Consider the following 18,689-nt stretch of genomic DNA (forward strand, 5'->3'; position numbering starts at 1 on the left):
AGAAGCCTGTTACTCATGACACGTCCAATCTGCTCCCTCTATACGCTCCCCCCTCGGTACCGAAATGCTCATTACATCTCATGAACACCTTTGTTTAATACAATAATTTTGTATTTTAACCGAAGTATAAGTTTATAAAATTCGTTTGTCAACGCTTTCATTCATAATTTGTGTAATAAATTTTGATAAAAAAAGACTTATCTACAACAAAACTGTAGATAAGTCATCTGTAATTCAAACACTTTGGATTTCCTGACAAATATTAGGGGATGACGCTCACTTCACTCGCCAGAGGGCACCGGCTGCGCGGCTCCATCGCTGGCAGGCACACCGAAATCAGGCGTGCCATCCGGCTTCCAGCCGAATTTCTGGATGCGGGTAGAACGTAAAGACACCTTGGCATCCGGGGCGGGAAGCGCATGATACACGATCCAGTCCTCCGTGCCATCCGGAGACTGGGTAAAGCTGTTGTGCCCTGTTGCATAGATGCGGTTCTCCGGGCTTTTGCGAAAGACCGGCTCCATCGATTTATTCCAGGAATTCGGGTTCATTGGATCGTCCCCTTCATTCATCGTCAGCATGCCCAGCGCATAATCCTCCGACCATGTGGTACTGGCTGAATAGATCAGGAAAATACGGCCGTTTCGATGAAGAATAGCCGGACCTTCGTTAATCGCCATGCCCCCCTGCTTTTCCCATTCCAGTGTCGGAGCCGTGAGCAAGACATGCTCCCCTGTCAATGTCCACGGATTCGACATGCGGGATATGTAAATGGCCGAGCCATAGTCTGGAAAATGGCCGTATCCCGCGTATAAGAAATACAGCTGATCCCGCAGCTTCATGACGGTTCCATCGAGACCAGGACGCGTCTTTAAGGCGCCCTTCCATGTCCATTCCCCTTCCAGCGGATCCGCCGAGGTGTTCTCCAGCACACAGATCCGGCGGGACTCGTCTCCTCCCCCGTCGTTGGCCGTGTAGTAGATATACCACGTTCCCTCCAGATGATGAATTTCCGGTGCCCACAGGTTGTGGCTGTACGGCCCTTCGGGCTCCGGCGTCCAGATCGTTTTCTTCTCTCCGTCAGCGAGCCGGCTCAAACGGGCGGATTTCGTCAATTCCAGACGTCCGCCCACCGTGTGCATGAAATAATAGAAGCCGTCGGTATGTCTCCATACCCAAGGATCTGCCGCGGGTTCAACGATCGGATTATAAAATGTTGCGCCATGTACCATTCTTGTTCCCTCTCCTTCATCATGCGGTTGCGGTCTTCCCGCCGCATCTCGCGCGTCAAATGATTTCCCCTTCACAGCCCTTCCCCTGAATAGTTGGAAAGCGCTTACCAAAGGGGGCACAGCTCTGTCGTTTCGGAATTGCATCGTCAAGCAAGTCCATATTAAGGGGAATCCCCCTGCTTTGTCGAGTAAACCTAACACTTTGATAAATGCATTTTTTTAAACCGGGGAGGCTGGGACCAAGCAATGGCGGCCTTCCTATAGAGCCAGAAATTCAGCCATAAAGGCTTGGAATTACGTATAAAAAGACCCCGATTTCACTTCATCGCAAAGTAAAATCGGGGTCTTCCTTACCTATGTCATTCTCCGTGTGTCATTCTCCGCGGAATGCTTTTTTCACACGGTCAAAAAAGGATGAATCCTGCCCATGTCCCGAATCGCCTTCCAGTGAGGAGAACTGGCGGAGCAGATCCTTCTGTTCATCGCTCAGCTTAGTGGGGGTTACAACGACCACCCGCACATGCTGATCGCCCTGGCCCATCCCGCGAAGTTTCGGCACCCCTTTGCCTTTCAGGCGGAAGAACGTGCCGGTCTGAGTTCCTGCCGGAATTTTCAGCTTCACTTTTTCGGTCAGTGTTGGAATTTCTATCTCATCGCCAAGCGCCGCCTGTGCAAAGGTCAGCGGAACCTCGCAATAGATGTCGTCCCCTTCCCTTTCGAAGAACTCATGCGGCTTGACGCGAATGACAATGTACAGGTCACCTGCGGGGCCGCCGCGCAATCCGCCTTCGCCTTCACCGCTCATGCGCAGCTGTGCTCCGTCATCAACGCCTGCCGGAATCCGCACATGGATTTTCCGCTGCTTTTTCACCTTGCCACTGCCGTGACAGGTGCCGCAGCGGTCTTTGATGATTTTTCCCGAACCTTGACAGTTCGAGCAACTACGACGATTGACCATCCGGCCAAACGGCGTATTCTGTACCACTTCCTGCTGACCGCTGCCGTGGCAGACGGAGCAGGTTTGCGGCTTGGTGCCCGGTTTCGCGCCGGAGCCATGACAAGTATCGCAAGTCTCCGTTCTCGGGATGGTGATGTCAGTCTCCTTCCCGAATACGGCCTCCTTAAACTCCACGGTCATCGTATACTGCAGGTCATTCCCCCGCTGAGGCGCATTCGGATCCCGGCGGCCGCCGCCGCCAAAGAACATATCAAAGATATCTCCAAAACCGCCAAAGTCGCCGGAGAAACCGCCGCCGCCCATACCCTGGTTCGGATCGATGTGCCCATATTGATCATAGCGCGCACGCTGCTGGCTGTCGCTCAGCACATCGTATGCCTCTTTCACTTCCTTGAATTTGGCCTCGGCATCAGCCGCTTTGTTCACGTCGGGATGATACTGTCTTGCCATCTTGCGGTACGCCTTCTTGATCTCATCCTCGGAAGCGTTCTTGCTGACACCAAGCACTTCATAATAATCACGCTTTTCAGCCACGGTTTCACCTCCATTTCACACAATCTGCTCGCATGACACAAGGAAAGTCAAAGTGCGAAGATGCGCAGCTTTGACCTTCCCATACAATCTATTCAGATTAACCTTTGTTTTTATCTTCGTCAACCACTTCGTAGTCAGCGTCCACCACGTTGTCCTTGTTCTGAGCTGCGCCTTCGCCGCCTGCTTCTTCCCCTTGCTGGGCTTGAGCAGCCTGCTCATACAGCTTGACGGACAGCTGCTGCACGATTTGCGTCAGCTCTTCGGTAGCCGCTTTGATCTCCTCAAGGTTGTCGGATTCCAGTGATTTCTTCACTTTTTCCTTCGCTTCGTTTGCTTTATCCACTTCGGAAGCATCTACCTTGTCGCCAAGATCCTTGATTGTTTTCTCTGTTTGATATACGAGCTGGTCGGCATTGTTGCGAACTTCAACAAGCTCTTTGCGCTTGCGGTCTTCTTCGGCATGAAGCTCCGCATCCTTCATCATCTTCTCCACTTCTTCCTCGCTCAGGCCGCTGGAAGAGGTGATGGTGATTTTTTGGCTCTTGCCTGTACCTTTATCGGTAGCCGACACGTTCACGATCCCGTTCGCATCGATATCAAACGTAACTTCAATTTGCGGCACGCCGCGCGGTGCTGGAGGAATGTCTCCGAGCATGAAGCGTCCCAGCGTTTTGTTGTCCGCCGCCATCGAACGCTCGCCCTGCAGCACGTGAATCTCTACGCTTGGCTGATTGTCCGCATAAGTGGAGAAGATTTGAGATTTGCTTGTCGGAATCGTTGTATTGCGCTCGATCATTTTCGTAAATACGCCGCCTGCGGTTTCAATACCGAGTGACAGCGGAGTTACGTCAAGGAGTACCACGTCTTTAACGTCGCCAGTCAAGACGCCAGCCTGTACCGCTGCACCGAGTGCTACAACTTCGTCAGGGTTCACGCCTTTGTGAGGCTCTTGACCTGTCAGCTTCTTGATCGCTTCCTGAACGGCAGGAATACGAGTGGAGCCGCCGACAAGAACGACCTTGTTGATGTCGCTAGGCGTCAATCCTGCATCGCTCAGCGCCTGACGAGTTGGCCCCAGCGTGCGCTCTACCAGATCCGCAGACAGCTCTTCGAATTTCGCGCGAGTCAGGTTCACCTCAAGGTGCTGAGGCACGCCGTCAACCACCGTGATGAACGGCAGGGAGATCGTTGTTGTCAGTACGCCGGACAGCTCTTTTTTCGCTTTCTCAGCTGCATCCTTCAGACGCTGAACCGCCGCTTTGTCCTTGCTCAGATCGATGCCATGATCCTTCTTGAACTCAGCTACCAGATAGTCGATGATCACTTGGTCGAAGTCGTCGCCGCCGAGCTGGTTGTCACCGCTTGTCGCTTTTACTTCGAAGAACCCGTCGCCAAGCTCCAGGATCGATACGTCGAAAGTACCGCCGCCAAGGTCATAAACGAGGATCGTTTGATCGTCGGATTTCTCCATGCCGTATGCCAGAGCCGCTGCTGTTGGCTCGTTGACGATACGCAGCACTTCAAGTCCTGCGATTTTACCCGCATCCTTGGTTGCTTGACGCTGGCTGTCGTTAAAGTATGCCGGAACGGTAATAACCGCCTGAGTTACCGGCTGGCCCAGATACGCCTCGGCATCCGCCTTCAGTTTTTGCAGAATGATCGCGGAGATCTCTTGCGGCGTATATTCTTTTCCGTCGATCACTTCCTTGTGGTTTGTCCCCATATGACGCTTGATGGAGATGATGGTGCGGTCGGGATTCGTGATCGCTTGTCGTTTTGCCGTATCACCGACGATACGCTCGCCGTCCTTTTTGAAGCCGACAACCGACGGGGTTGTACGGGCGCCCTCCGGATTCGGGATTACGACGGCCTCGCCGCCTTCCATCACTGCCACGCAGGAGTTTGTTGTACCTAAGTCAATACCAATTACTTTACTCATGGGAAAAATTCCTCCTTCATTAGTCAACGAAGCTTAATATGTGTTTCTCAAGACCTTTAATAAGTAAAACGGCTGGCGAGGTTATATTACATGCTCACCTTAACCATAGCCGGTCTAAGCACTTTATCTTTCAGCATATAGCCCTTCTGCACTTCCTCCACCACGATGCCTTCCTCATGCTCTTCGCTCTCCACTTGCATGATCGCCTGGTGGAACTCGGGGTTAAACGGCTGGCCTACGCTGTTCATCGCTGTCAAGCCCTCGGCAGCCAGAACTTGCTCCAGCTGGCGGAAAATCATGTTGACCCCTTTCGAGAATGACTCGAACTCCGGATTGTCTTCAGACGCCTGTAATGCGCGCTCGAAGTTGTCGATTACCGGCAGCAGCTCCTGAATGAGCTTGGAAGAAGCATATTTGGCCAGCTCCTCCTTCTCCTTCTGCGTGCGTCTGCGGAAGTTGTCAAAGTCGGCCTGTGCGCGAAGCGCACGCTGCTGCGTCTCGGAAAGCTCGTTACGCAGTCTTTCAATTTCCGCCTGTGCAGCAGTGTCCCCTGCTGCTTCAGCAGCCTCCGCTTCTGCGGCTGGCTCCTGCTGCTCTGATTGCGGAGCGTCTGAAGCCTCTGCAGCCTCGTTATTTTCTTCCGTTTCGGGCGCTGTTTCCTTCATTTCCTCAGCATGTTCTGCTTGTACCGTATCTTGAACCGTTTCGTTGTTCTCCTTATTCAAGATGCGCTCACCTCCTTATAATGTAGCCGCTAATCTTGTGCGCTGCCCTGTCCTATACATCAGCAGAATCGCCCAATTCTTTCATCTTAATAACATGATGTATTCGCAGCACGGCTGCGGCAACTTCCCCTGCCGCCCGCAGCCCGTGAAGCTTCACAGGAGCCGGGTCCACAATACCGGCCGCCTCATAATCCACGACACTGCCGTTATCGCAGTCGATCCCCATGCTGTCCGAGCCCTCGTTAATCTGCGCAGCACGCACCTCTTCCATTTTCTCTAGAGGGTTGTAGCCGGCGTTCAATAGAATCTGCGACATCGGCTTGCGCAAAGCAGAAGAGACCGCTTCGAAGCCGAAGGCCTCCATTCCTTTCTGAGCCTCGCGTATTCGCTCCAGTTCGTAGGAGACGGCAAGCTCGCTCGTTCCTCCTCCCGGCAGCACTCCGCCGGTAACGGCGGCCTGCAGCGCGGAAGCGGCATCCCCGGCTATTCTTGCGGCCTCTCCGACAACCTCGGAGGTGCTGGCGCCAACGATGACGGTAACGAGACGTTCGTTCGTCCCGCCGCATGCCAGGCGGATCTTCTCAATCCGTTCATCATACGTCACCTTCGGCGTGCGGCCCATCAGACCTAACAATTGCTCCGCGTCTTTATGTAGCGCTTTGCGGCGCATGGCGACCGCCCCGGTCATGTCACACACCTGACGCAGCACCGTCCGTGATACGCGCGGCACAACCATGATCCCATGATCGAGACAGAACTGCTCCGCATCAGGATGAACGCCTTTTTCGAGCAGGATCAGCTTCACCGACAGATCGGCTAGCCTGGACAGATCGGAAGCAAACAATTTGCGAAGATCCATATACTCTGCGAAGCCGGCCTCGGTTGTCAGCGCTTCTTCATCAATCTCGTCCGGCTCCAGCGCATCGAACAGCACCAGGACACGGGCATCCTCAAACTCCCGAGCCTCCCGGTTGTAGATGGGCTTTTGCCGGAGAAGCAGTCCTTCAAATACCTCATTCTCGGCATTTTCCAGCGCAACAATATGATCCGCAAGCGTATAGGCAGGGTCCTTCAAACGTGCAAGCCCTGCCTTGCTTGCGGCTTCCATGATCAATTCCACAATATCGCGCCGTTCGCGGCCAGCTACATATACCGTGCGCTCCAACAGCGGATCGTCCAGGCCATCAATATGACGGACCCGGTCGCGAAGCAGCTGCAGCGCTGTAGCCACCCCCTGCCGCATGCCCTCCACCACTTTGGAGGCGGGAACGCCCTTCGTTATGCGGGAGACCCCTTCCTGCACCAATGCCCCTGCGAGCACGGTCGCTGTGGTGGTGCCGTCCCCGATCTTCTCCTGCTGGGCTCTGGCGACCTGAATCAGGAGACGAGCGGCGGGATGGGACACATCCATCTTGTCCAGAATCGTAACCCCGTCGTTCGTAATGATAACCTCGCCCCTTGGTCCGACCAGCATGACATCGAGCCCTTTAGGTCCCAGCGTTCCTTCGACAGCCGAGGTTACCGCCCGGACGGCATTGCTGTTATTCAGCAGCGTGGAGTATCGGTCATCACCGTCCACATGACCTTGTTGTCCTTGGCTCACCTGTCTCACTCCCTTATTTGTACCAGTGTGACAGCAGCTTCGTCAGATCATGGGACAGAATGTTCAAAATGCCGATCACCCGCGCATATTCCATGCGCGTCGGTCCCAATATCCCGATCGTGCCCAGCGCCTTGCCGTCAATCGAATAGGTTGCTGTAATCAGACTGCAGTTCGATATCGCTTCATGCGTGTTTTCCGTGCCAATCTTAACCTGAATGCCCTGCTCTCCGGGAGCAGGCGTCATCAATTTGGTCAGCAGCGGCGTCTGTTCCAGGAGCTCGAAAATATCCTTGACCTTCTCGACGTCCTTGAATTCAGGCTGGTTCAGCATATTGGTGGTGCCGCTAAGATAAACCCGATGATCCGGCTGATTGTCCAGCGCAATATCCAGCATGCTCATGATCTCCTCATAATGCTCGATATGGCGCTGCATCTCTTGACCAAGCTCTGTGTACAGCCGGGTCTTCAATTTATAAAGAGGCACGTTGACCAATTTGCTGTTCAGGAGATTGACCACCCGCTCCAGATCGGAAACCGATACTCCTGGCGGAATGGATATGGTCTTGTTCTCTACTTGTCCTGTGCTGGTCACTATAATCGCTACAGCCTGATTCTCATGAAGAGGCAGCAGCTGGAAGTGACGCAAAGACGTATGAAAAACTTCCGGTCCAAGCAGGATGGAAGTATAGTTCGTCATTTGGGACAATATGCTGGCTGCATGCTGAATCATCTGTTCCATCGCGTTCAGCTTCTCCGCAAAAAACGTCTTCATCATATGCAGCTCCGCAGGATTCAAGGAAAACGACTGCGTAAGATGATCAACATAGTAGCGATATCCTTTATGCGACGGAATTCTTCCGGCTGACGTATGAGGCTGCTCCAAAAAGCCAAGCTCCTCCAGATCGGCCATCTCGTTGCGAATGGTCGCCGGACTGAATCCAACATCCCCGCGTTTGGAAATACTTCTTGAGCCTACCGGCTCTGCCGAACGGATATAATCATCAACAATCGCATTTAATATCATGCGCTGACGGTCTGTTAACAAGTCGCTCCCCTCCTTGCTGACTGCTCATATTCACCTCGTTAGCACTCAACGTCATCGAGTGCTAACCGATATAACAAAAATACCAAACCGACCTGAGTATTGTCAAGTCAGTTCAGTACTTTAAGGACCGCTATTTCGTCACAGGCATGCTGCTTTTTGCAATGGATGCAATCCGTCCATACCTTTTCCGGAAAGATCTCCTTTTCAACGACAGCAAAGCCGTTTTTCACAAAAAATGAAACCTCATAGGTGAGCGCCATCACCTTCGGAATTTTCCGCCGCCGGGCTTCTACTACGAGCGCTTCCAGCAGCATCGAACCGATCCCTCTTCCCTTGTACCCTTCGTTGATGCCGAGTGAACGAATCTCGACCAGATCATGGCCAAGCTGGCACAGCGAACCGCATCCGATGACATTCCCCTCTTCTTCCGCTACAACGAACTCCCCGATCTGTCTCTCCAATACCTTGCGGGACCGGGGCAGCATAATCCCCTTCTCCGCATAGCCCTGAATCATCTGAAACAGCGGCTCGATATCATCAGGTGTCGCTTTTCTGCAAACCGCCGACATGTTGAATTCCGTCTCCCCTTTACACGCTCCGTCATGTTATGAATAAATATACAACAGGGCGTATAGAAGTTCAATAGATTAATTTGCGGACAGGCTGCCGATAAATTCTGCGAACACCTCGTTGCCGAATAGAACGCCCTTGCTGCTCAGCTTGTAGCCCTCATCGGTCGACTCAAGCAGGCCGCGTTGCGTCATTCTTCCGAGCGGCCCTGCAAACACATCGTCCAGTGAAGCATCGAACTGCTGTGCGAACCGACTGCGCGAAATGCCGTCAAGCACACGCAAGCCGACCATGACAAAGTCCTCCATCGCTTCCTCATGTGTAATTTCATAGCTCTCCAGCCTTGGCAAGCCAGCTTGGGCCGCCTGAATATACGGGGTAACCCCCTTAATATTGATATGCCGCTTTCGCCCGATATAACCATGCGCCCCAGCGCCCAGCCCGTAATAGTCCTCATTGCGCCAGTAGGTCATATTATGCCGGCTTTCAAAGCCCGGTTTGGCAAAATTGCTGATTTCATATTGTTTATAACCGGCCTCGCGCATCCGTTCCATCAACAGCAAATACATGTTCAGCTCATCCTCCTCATCGGGAAGCGGGAGCTGGTTTTTCTGGAACAGGGTATGGAACAGCGTGTTCTCCTCCACCTTCAAGCTGTAGATCGAATAATGCGGCAGTCCGAGCTTGAGCGCCTCGGTTACACTTTCGGACAGCATCTCCACCGTCTGGTTTGGCAGGCCAAACATCAGGTCGATCGAGATGTTGGAGAAGCCCGCGCTTCTCGCATTCTCCAGACTGCGATAGACGTCATCCGTATCGTGAATCCGTCCGATCCCGGTCAGCAGGCTGTTCTGGAAAGCCTGAACCCCGAAGCTGATCCGGTTGACGCCTCCCGCTCGCATGACGGACAGCTTCTCCAAATCGGTCGTGCCGGGATTCGCCTCCATCGAGAACTCGATATCCTCCGCCCAGTCCGGGAAATGCGTTTTAACACTTTGTAAAAAATACGCCATCTCATCCGGTTTCAGCACGGTAGGTGTACCGCCGCCTACAAAAATACTTTTGATCCTGCCCGGAGGATTCTCCTTCACCGTCAGCTCCATTTCCTTATCGAGCGCTCTCAGATAGTCCATTACGGGCTGATCTTTCAGCACATAGGAGTTGAAGTCACAGTAAAAACATTTATTCGTACAAAACGGAATATGGATATATACCGCTTCCGTCTGTTGATTCATGGATCGCATCCTTAAACCCTCCTTGCTGCCTCTATAACTTGCTATATTCATATATTAAATAAGAAGAAAGAAAGGAAAGCCGATACCGGCTTTCCCAGCTGCATTATTTGTCGTCGATTTTCAATACGGCCATAAACGCCTCTTGAGGCACCTCAACGCTGCCGACCTGCTTCATCCGCTTCTTACCTTCTTTCTGCTTCTCCAGCAGCTTCCGTTTCCGCGAAATGTCGCCGCCGTAACATTTGGCAAGCACGTTTTTGCGCATTGCCTTTACGGTCTCGCGCGCAACAACCTTCGTGCCGACCGATGCCTGGATCGGCACTTCGAACATCTGGCGAGGAATCAGCTCGCGCAGCTTCTCGCAAATGCTGCGGCCGCGATGGTAAGCGCGGTCCCTGTGCACGATGAAGGACAGGGCGTCCACCTGTTCGCCGTTAAGCAGAATGTCCATTTTGACCAGATTCGATCGCCGGTAGCCGGACAGCTCGTAATCGAAGGAAGCATACCCCTTCGTGCTCGACTTGAGCTGGTCGAAGAAATCGTACACGATTTCCGACAGCGGAATTTCATAGGTGATCGTGACACGCGTTGTATCCAGGTATTCCATGTTGATGAATTCACCGCGCTTGCCTTGACAGAGCTCCATAATAGCACCTACAAAATCATTCGGCACAATAATGGCAGCCTTGACATACGGTTCCTCGACATAATCGATCTTGCCGATTTCGGGATAATGCGACGGGTTGTCGATCTGTATCTGCTCACCGTTTGTCAGCGCTACGCGATAGATAACGCTCGGGGCTGTCGTAATGAGCGGAATGTTGAATTCCCGCTCAATCCGTTCTTGGATGATCTCCATGTGGAGCAGGCCGAGGAATCCGCAACGGAAGCCGAATCCGAGCGCACTTGAAGTTTCCGGCTCGAAGCTGAGCGATGCATCGTTCAGCTGCAGCTTCTCCAGCGCCTCCCTCAGGTCGTTGTAATCCGAGGTTTCGATCGGATACAGACCGCAGAATACCATCGGATTGATCTTACGGTAGCCTGGCAGCGGCTCCAGCGTCGGATTCTTCGCATCGGTCACCGTGTCACCGACCCGGGTATCGCCGACATGCTTGATTCCGGCAACGATAAAGCCGACATCGCCCACCTGCAGCTCGTCCACAATGCTCATGCGCGGCTTGAAGGCGCCGACCTCGATGACCTCGAACGTTTTGCCCGTCGCCATCATTTTAATCTTGGAACCGGCTTTGATGCTGCCGTCGATGACCCGCACATAGACGATAACTCCCTTGTAAGGATCGTAGTGAGAGTCGAAGATCAGCGCTTTCAGCGGATTCTCGGATTGGCCCGTCGGAGCCGGCACCTTCTGCACGACCTGCTCCAGAATCTCCTTGATCCCGATTCCGGCCTTGGCCGAAGCCAGAACGGCTTCGCTCGCATCCAGACCGATAACATCCTCAATCTCCTGTTTCACGCGATCCGGATCCGCACTTGGCAGATCGATCTTGTTGATGACCGGCAATATTTCAAGGTTGTTGTCAAGAGCGAGATACACGTTCGCCAGTGTCTGGGCCTCGATTCCCTGCGCCGCATCCACGACCAGCAATGCTCCCTCACAAGCGGCAAGGCTTCGGGAAACCTCGTATGTAAAATCGACGTGCCCCGGGGTGTCAATGAGGTTCAGGATATACTCCTCACCGTCGTCAGCCTTATAATTCAATCGAACCGCCTGCAGCTTGATTGTGATGCCGCGCTCTCTTTCCAGGTCCATCTGATCGAGAACCTGCTCCTGCATTTCACGCGAGCTTAACGCGCCTGTGTACTCCAGAATACGATCCGCCAATGTCGACTTCCCGTGGTCTATATGTGCAATAATACAGAAATTACGAATTTTTTGTTGTCTTACTTGAACGTCAGTCATGCCTAACCCCCACCAACCACCAGATGTTTGAATCAATTTATTATACCAGTTGAAGGAGATCACAGCAATGCCGTTGCCGTACGCTTTATTATTCGATGATGGAGCCGAACATCGAGACGACCCAGCGGATCCCCTGATCCGACAATTCCTGGAGCAGGCCTGCGGTTTTGTCTGCCAGAACATCCGCAGGCGGCTTCGGCCGGTCCGGGAGCAGAATATCGCGCGGCGCTGGCTCAAACTTCGGCTTCGTCTCCACCGCTTCTGCCTGGGCATCGTCGTAGCCCTCCACCGATTGCGGGAGGCGGGCATTGCCTCCCCATCCGGTTGATACCACATCCTCCGTGACCGGCTCCTGCTCCTGCACACGTCCGATCAGCTCGTTAGCCGGTGTATGTCCGCCCCCCAGCTGCATGCCGATCAGCACTCCGATCCCTGCCCATATCAGCAAAGCCACAAAACGTTTGGCAGCTCTTGACATGATAGTCCCCTCCTAAAAATATCAGATCTCTGATCCGGTCCGCCCCCAGGAAGCCTAACCGCTATGGCTGCCACTTGACATGACGCTTGCCTTCTCCGCTTCCTGCTCCTGCCAATATACCTCGGCGATAATGTCTGCCAGTATTTCCGCCGTCCGCTGCAGTTCCTCTCTCGTATTGTCAATGCCTCCAACTTCGATCAGAATGCTGTTCGGCGACAGGGACTGATTGTATTCTCCGTTCCCTTGATCAGCCGATTTCCCCCAGATGCCGCGCGATATTCCAGGATAAGAAGCCTCTAGCTTCTCGTTGATTTTGCTGGCGAACGCTTCATTCTCCCGCCAGTTCTCGTTGCCATGACCGATGATGAAGTACACCTTTGCATAAGTGAGACCGTTAATCGTAGCCGTTGTTTTGTTATACCGCTGAGAATCGCGGTGGATGTCAATCAGGTAATCCAGTCCATCATGATTTGCCATTGCCGCCTTCACGGTCTCACGGGAGTATTTGTATGAATAATTATAGTTATATCCTTCTACCGTGGATTGATAGTCGCTTTTATCGTGCAAAGTGCCGATGCCGTTGGCCTCAAGTCTCTCTTTCATAAAGTTCCCTACCAGCATCACATTTTTCTGCGGCGAGACCGCTCCCGGGTTGTCCGAAGGATGCGTTAACAGCGGATTATACGCCTCTTGCGGATGGGAGTGATAGATGAGCACCGCCTTTTTGCCATTGGTTGTTTTCTCCGAATCCGGGGTCCCTTCAGGCTCGTCCTGACCTGTATCCGGCTCCTCTGCTCCGGTTCCTTGGCCGGGGTCTTCCACATGCTCTTCCGGTTGCTGGGGCTCGGCAGGCTCCTCCCCCGTCCCTTCCGCCGCACCTTCTATAGAATCCGGGCGATAATCCGCCGGTGCTTCGCCGGAATCATTGCCCGATCCGCCCCGCAGCTGAACCGGCTGATTCACCTTCATGCCCGGCATTTCACCGGCCAGCAGGCTTTTCGGGTCCCGAAGATTGACATTGGTCAGCATCTGAACCACAAACGTAGTCATTTTGTCCCCGGAAAAAACGGAGCTCTCCTTCGACGCAGCCATATGCGGCATCTCCATCCCGATCATATCCGTGAAAAAGTGGCTTGATAGAGACGCTGCTAGACCTTTCATAGAAGAAACCGGCGACGTGTTCAGCCGCTGCTCCGCCATGCCTGCCAAACCAAGCAAAATAAAAAACACCAGGGAGCCCAGCATGAGGATAATCATCGTTTTCCCCATACTCAAGCCTTCCATCGTCTTTCTTTTGAGCCGGGCAATGTTCCATATCCGAAACTTCTGATTGTTCATATCGAGTCCTCCTCATCGTTCTCGGGAGCGTGAAGCAGATTCCAGCCGTGCCCACGCGAATTTGAAATCTCTTATACTCCCAATCTATGAACAGGGTTGTTTCGATAGAACCTATAGCCTTCCAAAAAAATATAAAGCCCCGCTAGATTCGGAGCTTTAATGGATAGTTGCGTTCGGTTAGTGGGTGTACGCCCCGACATTGCCGGGATCTACCGCTTCATGAAGCGCGGCGTTAAGACCGGTCGCCACGATGTTCGCGATATCTTCTATAAATTCGTCGATCTCCTTCGGAGTGACGATCAGATCATGTCCAAGCGGCTCCAGCACTTCCTTCACCAGCGCCAGACGCTCCTGCTCGGGAAGATCGTGCAGCATGCCCATAATTTTGCCCGTTTCCTTCGTTTCACTGCCAAGATGCGACTTCATCATCTCAATCGCATTGTTCACAATGGTAGACGCATAGCAGACCGTTGGCACACCGATGGCGACGCAAGGCACGCCCAAAATTTCCTGTGTGAGCCCTTTGCGCTTATTGCCGATGCCCGAGCCGGGATGAATGCCGATATCGGCAATCTGGATCGTCGTATTTACGCGCTCCAGCGACCGGGATGCCAGCGCATCAATGGCAATGATCAGATCAGGCCGTGTGCGCTCCACAATGCCTTGCACAATCTCGCTGGACTCAATGCCCGTCATTCCCAGCACGCCCGGAGCCACGGCGCTGACCTGCCGGTAACCCGGGGCGACCCGCTCCGGCATCAGCTCAAAATATTGGCGCGTAACCATCACATTCTCTACAACAATCGGCCCGAGGGAGTCCGGGGTTACATTCCAGTTCCCCAATCCGACAATCAGCACAGTTGCTTTAGGACCAATCCCGATCCGCTGCATGAATGCCTCGAACTCGCGCGCGAACACCATTGACACTTGATCCTGCAGTCCGGTGTCTCCCTTGCGAAGATCAGGTACTTCCAGCGTCACGTAATGTCCTTTCACTCTGCCGATTCGCTGAGAAGCCGCATCGTCCTGAACATCAAGGCGCGTAATTTTGATGCCGTCCTCCTGAACCACATCCTCCAGCACGCCCGCAATCGGCTGCTCACTTCCATTTCCCGCCAGCTCCCTTGATTCTACGGCGAGGTCAGTACGGACAGAATATTTTTGAAGATCCAGTTCCATAAACAATCACACTCCTCCTAATCGATAAGGATAGTGTGCGGGACTATGCAGCGGATTATACAGAAGTCTTATAGAGTATTGCTTTTTGTCCACCCTCATGCTAAAATATTTTAAGTTGTGAATCATTTCGCTCTATTGAAATGCCTTACAGGAGGTGAATGTAATGCCAAACATCAAATCCGCGATTAAACGTGTTAAAACAAGTGACAAACGCCACGCGCTTAACATTTCTCAAAAATCCGCGCTCCGCACAGCTGTAAAGAACGCTGACGTTGCGCTGAACGGTACTGAAATCGAAGCTGCTAAAGCTGCTTTCCAAGCCGCTTCCAAAAAGCTTGACAAAGCCGTAACCAAGGGCCTGATCCATAAAAACGCAGCTGCCCGCAAGAAATCCCGTCTGGCGAAAAGACTGAACGCTCTTACGTCCCAAGCGTAATAGCCGTTTAATTGAATATGATTATTGAAAAAAACCTGGGCTGACCTATGTCGCTCAGGTTTTTTTGAGTTCAGTGGGCTCAAGGTATAAAGCTCAGGCGCCAGCAGAGGGCTGGCGGCATCCTATCCTCATCCGCCGCTCCCTTCACTGACGCCTGTTCGCACGATGCTGCAAACTCTCTCACCGCGGGTGTTCCGCTGCGTGATGGCGGTTAGTTGATCACATGAGCCATCTCACCTTCCGATTTACGCACCCAGCCGGAGCAGGAACAGCTCTAGACCGAGCACCTTGTCCACAGCCCCGGTCTTCATCTCATAGTCCAGCTGTGCAAGCCGGTTCAGAATCCGCTCAAGCCGCACCGTTTCAAATTTCCGTGCCTGCTCCCCTGCGATTTTCACCGCATAGGGATGCAGTCCGATCTGCGATGCAATTTGCTGCTGGGTGTACCCTTGCGAAGACAAGGTCTTCACCTGCAATATGATTCGGAACTGCCGTGTAATAAGCGCTGCAATTTTGATCGGTTCCTCGCGCTGCTTCAGCAGCTCATAAAAAATAGCCAGCGCCTTGTCCAGCCGGAGATTCGCAATATCCTCGACCAGCGCAAATACGTTCTGTTCCGTGCTGCGCGCAACCAGCATATTGACGGTGTCAACATCAATGACGCCCCCTTCACCTGCATACAGGCACAGCTTCTCTACTTCGGCTGACAATGATTGAAGGTTCGTGCCGGCATTTCGCACAAGGACGTCCGCGGCCCCATCGGCCAGCGTACAGCCCTGCTGGCGTGCCTGCTTGTCCACCCAACCGAGCAGTTCCTCGCCACCGAGCGGCGCAAACGAAAGGGCAACTCCGCCTTTTTTGACCGCTTTAACCACTTTCTTGCGTTCATCCAGCTTATCCTGCTGCACCATAAATACGATGATGCTGTAATCAGCAGGATTATTCATATAATCCAGCAACGCCTCGGGGCGATGCTCAACCTTCCCATTGTCCTTGGCGGCAGTGAAAAACGAGGTGTCCCGAACAAAAATCAGCTTCTTCGGCACCATAAACGGAACGGTCTCCGCCTCCTCTACCACACTTTGAATCGAAGTATCGGCCAAATCGAGACGGACGATCGCAAAGTCCCGCTCTTCCTTCGGAATAAGCTGTTCCTCCAACAAAGCTGCAAATTCATTCATCTGATACTTCTCGCTGCCATACAGCAGATACACCGATGCGGCTTCTCCCTGCTTGACCGCCTTGGCCGCCGTCTTGGCATCCATCGGCGCTCCCCCTTTCCTTCTGTGTAACACTATACCAAAAAACTCGGTCCGGGGCGATACGATGTCCGAGGCTTGTATAAAACAAAGGGACCTCGGCTTTATCAGCAGCAAGGTCCCTTTGTCCCAACACATCTATATAAACGCCGAAAAGGATGCTCTAGAATCATCCCCCGAGGCGGTCATACGACGCTACGTTGGTCTTGTGTCTCTCTCTAGTATATCGTATTCATATCTCCAGATAATGTGCGCTATTTCTTATATCTCTACATAAAATTGGGCTTATACAGCTTCGGATGCTTTACGGTCTGGCAGGCGTATTCTGGCCTCCGGAAGAACCACTTGTTCCGGTTCCGGACGTCTCCTGTGAAGACGAAGACTTCTTAACGGTATATACGGACTCTACCGTCTGCTCCTCGACCTTCACTCGGTACCTGAACGTCTGATTGTCAACCCATTCTCCGGCCACCCACTCCCCTTTCAAAGGCACCGATTCTACAATCTCTGCCGGTACATTCGAATCTGTGGGTATACTGTATACGATAAAATCATTTGCTTCGAGCTGGATCATATATTTGCCATCCGGAGACGTCCAGACTGCAGCAGGCACCGTAGCCATCAGTCCCATATCGAGCCTTCCGCCTTCGGGCTGGGAGCTCTCCAGCGCGCCCGCTTCCGGAGGGTTCACTTCCGCTTGATTCGAAGGCCCTTCTCCCCTGCCGTCAGATTCAGGCGGCAGACTCTCGGCGGCATGAGGCGGAACGGCTGCCGTCGGCGGCGTCGACTCGCTCCCCTCGGAAGGGTTGTTGCTCCCTGGGGTCTGCGAATTCCGGGTGCTGTTAGTGCCCTGTGGATCATTCGAGGCACTCGGCGTGCTTGAATCGTTTGGCGCAGACTCTTGCGGCCCCAGCTTCTCGGAAACTTTCTCTGAAGGCTCTTCGGGCTGATGATCCGGTTTCGAATCCGGGGTTATCCCCGGAGCATCATCCTGGCTTGTCGTGGACGGAGCCGTGTAGATGTGGGCATCGGCAGCACCGGCAGCGTCTCCATCATCCCCTGAATCCATCACGCTGCCCGCCGGAGCATCCTCCATCATCATGCTTGCTTCCGGTTGCTCCGCATCATGATTTTCCCCGGCCGCGCTGGTCTCATTGGTAAGCGTCTCAGCCTCCTCATACGGAAGCTCAGCCTCGGAGATAACCTTCGGCTCAAAGCTAAAGATCGCCACACCGAGAATGACAGCAGCAGCGGCCGCGCCGATCGCTGTTCTTCCGCCAATCGTGCTCCACCAGTTGGCTTGGCGTCTCGGGCGCCGAATCTCAGGCGTCATCTCGGCGGGCTCGCTGCTGATTTCCTTGGAAGGAGCAGGGCTCTCGCCACGTTCACGGTCAATCGCATCCAGACGGGGCATAATGGCATCCACCAGGCTGATGGGCGGCGTCACGGCCGGAAGTTCTTCAAGCTCTTTGGATAAGGACTTCAATAACTGAAACGTCTCCGCACATGATGGGCACACAGCAATATGCTGATACATCAGCGCGGTCTCATCCGAGCTCAAGTCCCGGTCCAGATACCGATGCATGCTCTCCACCACCTCTTGACAATTCATCCTGATACACCACCTTTCTGATGCTCATGGAGCATATTCTGCAGCTGCTGTCTGGCTCTGAATAAATACGATTTCACCGTATTCAGCGGAAGATTCAGACAAGCAGCAATTTCGTTGTAGGATAAGTCCTGCAAATACCTTAGAACGATGACGGTCCGATGATGATCCGGCAGCTTGTTGATGGCCTCGTGGATGTCCTGGGCCAAATAACCGGAGAGCACTTCCCTCTCCACATCGGTCTGATCCTGGAACACCATCTCATGCTCCTCGATGGACACCGTCGGCTTCGTTCTGCGGAACTTGTCGATGCATATATTGGTGACAATACGCTGCACCCAAGTTTTGAACTGCGCTTTCTCCTCATAGGAGTTGATCTTGGTGTACACGCGTATCAGCGCTTCCTGCGCCGCATCCAACGCATCCTGTTCATTGTTTAAAATATAGTAGGCCGTTCGGTAAACATGATGTTCAATTTCTCGCAATAGGGTGATTAGAGCGTCGCGATCGCCCGATTGAGCGGCTCTGATGAGTCCCTGCTCCACCACAGTGGATCCCCCTCTCCCTGCATACATACAGACGGATATGATGACAAAAATGTTGCGTTATGTAACCTATTATTTTCAGG

The 18,689-nt window shown here is 53.1% G+C and carries 16 protein-coding genes; 1 reads left to right on the plus strand and 15 read right to left on the minus strand.

Annotated elements, in window-relative coordinates:
- Nucleotides 1-281 precede the first annotated feature (281 nt).
- From MKX64_RS01940 to gpr, 12 genes are all read right to left on the minus strand, one after another.
- Entirely contained in the window at nucleotides 282-1,232 is a 951-nt protein-coding gene (locus tag MKX64_RS01940; RefSeq protein ID WP_341036212.1) for a glycoside hydrolase family 43 protein, read from the minus strand.
- Between the two features lie 373 nt (nucleotides 1,233-1,605).
- Nucleotides 1,606-2,724, minus strand: a complete 1,119-nt coding sequence (gene dnaJ / locus MKX64_RS01945; protein WP_095263094.1) for a molecular chaperone DnaJ — start codon at nucleotides 2,722-2,724, stop codon at nucleotides 1,606-1,608.
- A gap of 97 nt (nucleotides 2,725-2,821) precedes the next feature.
- Nucleotides 2,822-4,663, minus strand: coding sequence for a molecular chaperone DnaK (gene dnaK, locus MKX64_RS01950; RefSeq protein WP_095263093.1), 1,842 nt, complete (start codon nucleotides 4,661-4,663; stop codon nucleotides 2,822-2,824).
- A gap of 86 nt (nucleotides 4,664-4,749) precedes the next feature.
- Nucleotides 4,750-5,328, minus strand: coding sequence for a nucleotide exchange factor GrpE (gene grpE / locus MKX64_RS01955; RefSeq protein ID WP_341036213.1), 579 nt, complete (start codon nucleotides 5,326-5,328; stop codon nucleotides 4,750-4,752).
- Nucleotides 5,329-5,440: 112 nt separating this feature from the next.
- A complete protein-coding gene (locus MKX64_RS01960; protein ID WP_330163909.1) occupies nucleotides 5,441-6,991 on the minus strand; it encodes a TCP-1/cpn60 chaperonin family protein in 1,551 nt (516 codons plus the stop codon).
- Between the two features lie 13 nt (nucleotides 6,992-7,004).
- The gene (gene hrcA, locus MKX64_RS01965; RefSeq protein WP_341035257.1) at nucleotides 7,005-8,036 is read right to left on the minus strand and encodes a heat-inducible transcriptional repressor HrcA; all 1,032 of its coding nucleotides are present in this window, start codon (nucleotides 8,034-8,036) and stop codon (nucleotides 7,005-7,007) included.
- A 107-nt stretch (nucleotides 8,037-8,143) separates the two neighbouring features.
- On the minus strand, nucleotides 8,144-8,605 hold the full coding sequence (locus tag MKX64_RS01970; RefSeq protein ID WP_095397433.1) for an N-acetyltransferase: 462 nt from the start codon (nucleotides 8,603-8,605) through the stop codon (nucleotides 8,144-8,146).
- A 78-nt stretch (nucleotides 8,606-8,683) separates the two neighbouring features.
- On the minus strand, nucleotides 8,684-9,850 hold the full coding sequence (gene hemW, locus MKX64_RS01975) for a radical SAM family heme chaperone HemW (RefSeq protein ID WP_095397432.1): 1,167 nt from the start codon (nucleotides 9,848-9,850) through the stop codon (nucleotides 8,684-8,686).
- Between the two features lie 94 nt (nucleotides 9,851-9,944).
- Nucleotides 9,945-11,762, minus strand: coding sequence for a translation elongation factor 4 (gene lepA, locus MKX64_RS01980; protein ID WP_095263088.1), 1,818 nt, complete (start codon nucleotides 11,760-11,762; stop codon nucleotides 9,945-9,947).
- Nucleotides 11,763-11,850: 88 nt separating this feature from the next.
- Nucleotides 11,851-12,240: a hypothetical protein gene (locus tag MKX64_RS01985; protein ID WP_155617277.1), complete on the minus strand. Its 390-nt coding sequence runs from the start codon at nucleotides 12,238-12,240 to the stop codon at nucleotides 11,851-11,853.
- Between the two features lie 54 nt (nucleotides 12,241-12,294).
- Nucleotides 12,295-13,578, minus strand: a complete 1,284-nt coding sequence (locus tag MKX64_RS01990) for a stage II sporulation protein P (RefSeq protein WP_155617276.1) — start codon at nucleotides 13,576-13,578, stop codon at nucleotides 12,295-12,297.
- A gap of 177 nt (nucleotides 13,579-13,755) precedes the next feature.
- The gene (gene gpr / locus MKX64_RS01995) at nucleotides 13,756-14,757 is read right to left on the minus strand and encodes a GPR endopeptidase (protein WP_095263208.1); all 1,002 of its coding nucleotides are present in this window, start codon (nucleotides 14,755-14,757) and stop codon (nucleotides 13,756-13,758) included.
- 163 nt (nucleotides 14,758-14,920) lie between these two features.
- Here gpr and rpsT point away from each other — a divergent pair, with 163 nt between their 5' ends.
- Nucleotides 14,921-15,193, plus strand: a complete 273-nt coding sequence (rpsT, locus tag MKX64_RS02000) for a 30S ribosomal protein S20 (RefSeq protein WP_095263085.1) — start codon at nucleotides 14,921-14,923, stop codon at nucleotides 15,191-15,193.
- 245 nt (nucleotides 15,194-15,438) lie between these two features.
- On the opposite strand, the gene holA is transcribed toward rpsT, so the two are convergent.
- From holA to MKX64_RS02015, 3 genes are all read right to left on the minus strand, one after another.
- Nucleotides 15,439-16,458: a DNA polymerase III subunit delta gene (gene holA, locus MKX64_RS02005; RefSeq protein WP_095263084.1), complete on the minus strand. Its 1,020-nt coding sequence runs from the start codon at nucleotides 16,456-16,458 to the stop codon at nucleotides 15,439-15,441.
- 298 nt (nucleotides 16,459-16,756) lie between these two features.
- A complete protein-coding gene (locus MKX64_RS02010; protein ID WP_341035258.1) occupies nucleotides 16,757-18,064 on the minus strand; it encodes an anti-sigma factor family protein in 1,308 nt (435 codons plus the stop codon).
- Nucleotides 18,061-18,609: an RNA polymerase sigma factor gene (locus MKX64_RS02015; RefSeq protein WP_095263082.1), complete on the minus strand. Its 549-nt coding sequence runs from the start codon at nucleotides 18,607-18,609 to the stop codon at nucleotides 18,061-18,063. Before MKX64_RS02015 ends, MKX64_RS02010 begins: the two co-directional genes overlap by 4 nt.
- Between the last annotated feature and the right edge of the window lie 80 nt (nucleotides 18,610-18,689).

Source organism: Paenibacillus sp. FSL M8-0334, from assembly GCF_038000405.1.
GTDB lineage: Bacteria > Bacillota > Bacilli > Paenibacillales > Paenibacillaceae > Paenibacillus_AQ > Paenibacillus_AQ campinasensis.

Bases quoted from the DNA above. Each gene is read 5' to 3' on its own strand.
- MKX64_RS01940 (WP_341036212.1), bottom strand. From the start codon at position 1,232: ATGGTACATGGCGCAACATTTTATAATCCGATCGTTGAACCCGCGGCA.
- rpsT (WP_095263085.1), top strand. From the start codon at position 14,921: ATGCCAAACATCAAATCCGCGATTAAACGTGTTAAAACAAGTGACAAA.
- MKX64_RS02010 (WP_341035258.1), bottom strand. From the start codon at position 18,064: ATGAATTGTCAAGAGGTGGTGGAGAGCATGCATCGGTATCTGGACCGG.
- MKX64_RS01970 (WP_095397433.1), bottom strand. From the start codon at position 8,605: ATGTCGGCGGTTTGCAGAAAAGCGACACCTGATGATATCGAGCCGCTG.
- gpr (WP_095263208.1), bottom strand. From the start codon at position 14,757: ATGGAACTGGATCTTCAAAAATATTCTGTCCGTACTGACCTCGCCGTA.
- grpE (WP_341036213.1), bottom strand. From the start codon at position 5,328: ATGAAGGAAACAGCGCCCGAAACGGAAGAAAATAACGAGGCTGCAGAG.
- lepA (WP_095263088.1), bottom strand. From the start codon at position 11,762: ATGACTGACGTTCAAGTAAGACAACAAAAAATTCGTAATTTCTGTATT.
- MKX64_RS01985 (WP_155617277.1), bottom strand. From the start codon at position 12,240: ATGTCAAGAGCTGCCAAACGTTTTGTGGCTTTGCTGATATGGGCAGGG.
- holA (WP_095263084.1), bottom strand. From the start codon at position 16,458: ATGGATGCCAAGACGGCGGCCAAGGCGGTCAAGCAGGGAGAAGCCGCA.
- dnaK (WP_095263093.1), bottom strand. From the start codon at position 4,663: ATGAGTAAAGTAATTGGTATTGACTTAGGTACAACAAACTCCTGCGTG.
- hemW (WP_095397432.1), bottom strand. From the start codon at position 9,850: ATGCGATCCATGAATCAACAGACGGAAGCGGTATATATCCATATTCCG.
- MKX64_RS01990 (WP_155617276.1), bottom strand. From the start codon at position 13,578: ATGAACAATCAGAAGTTTCGGATATGGAACATTGCCCGGCTCAAAAGA.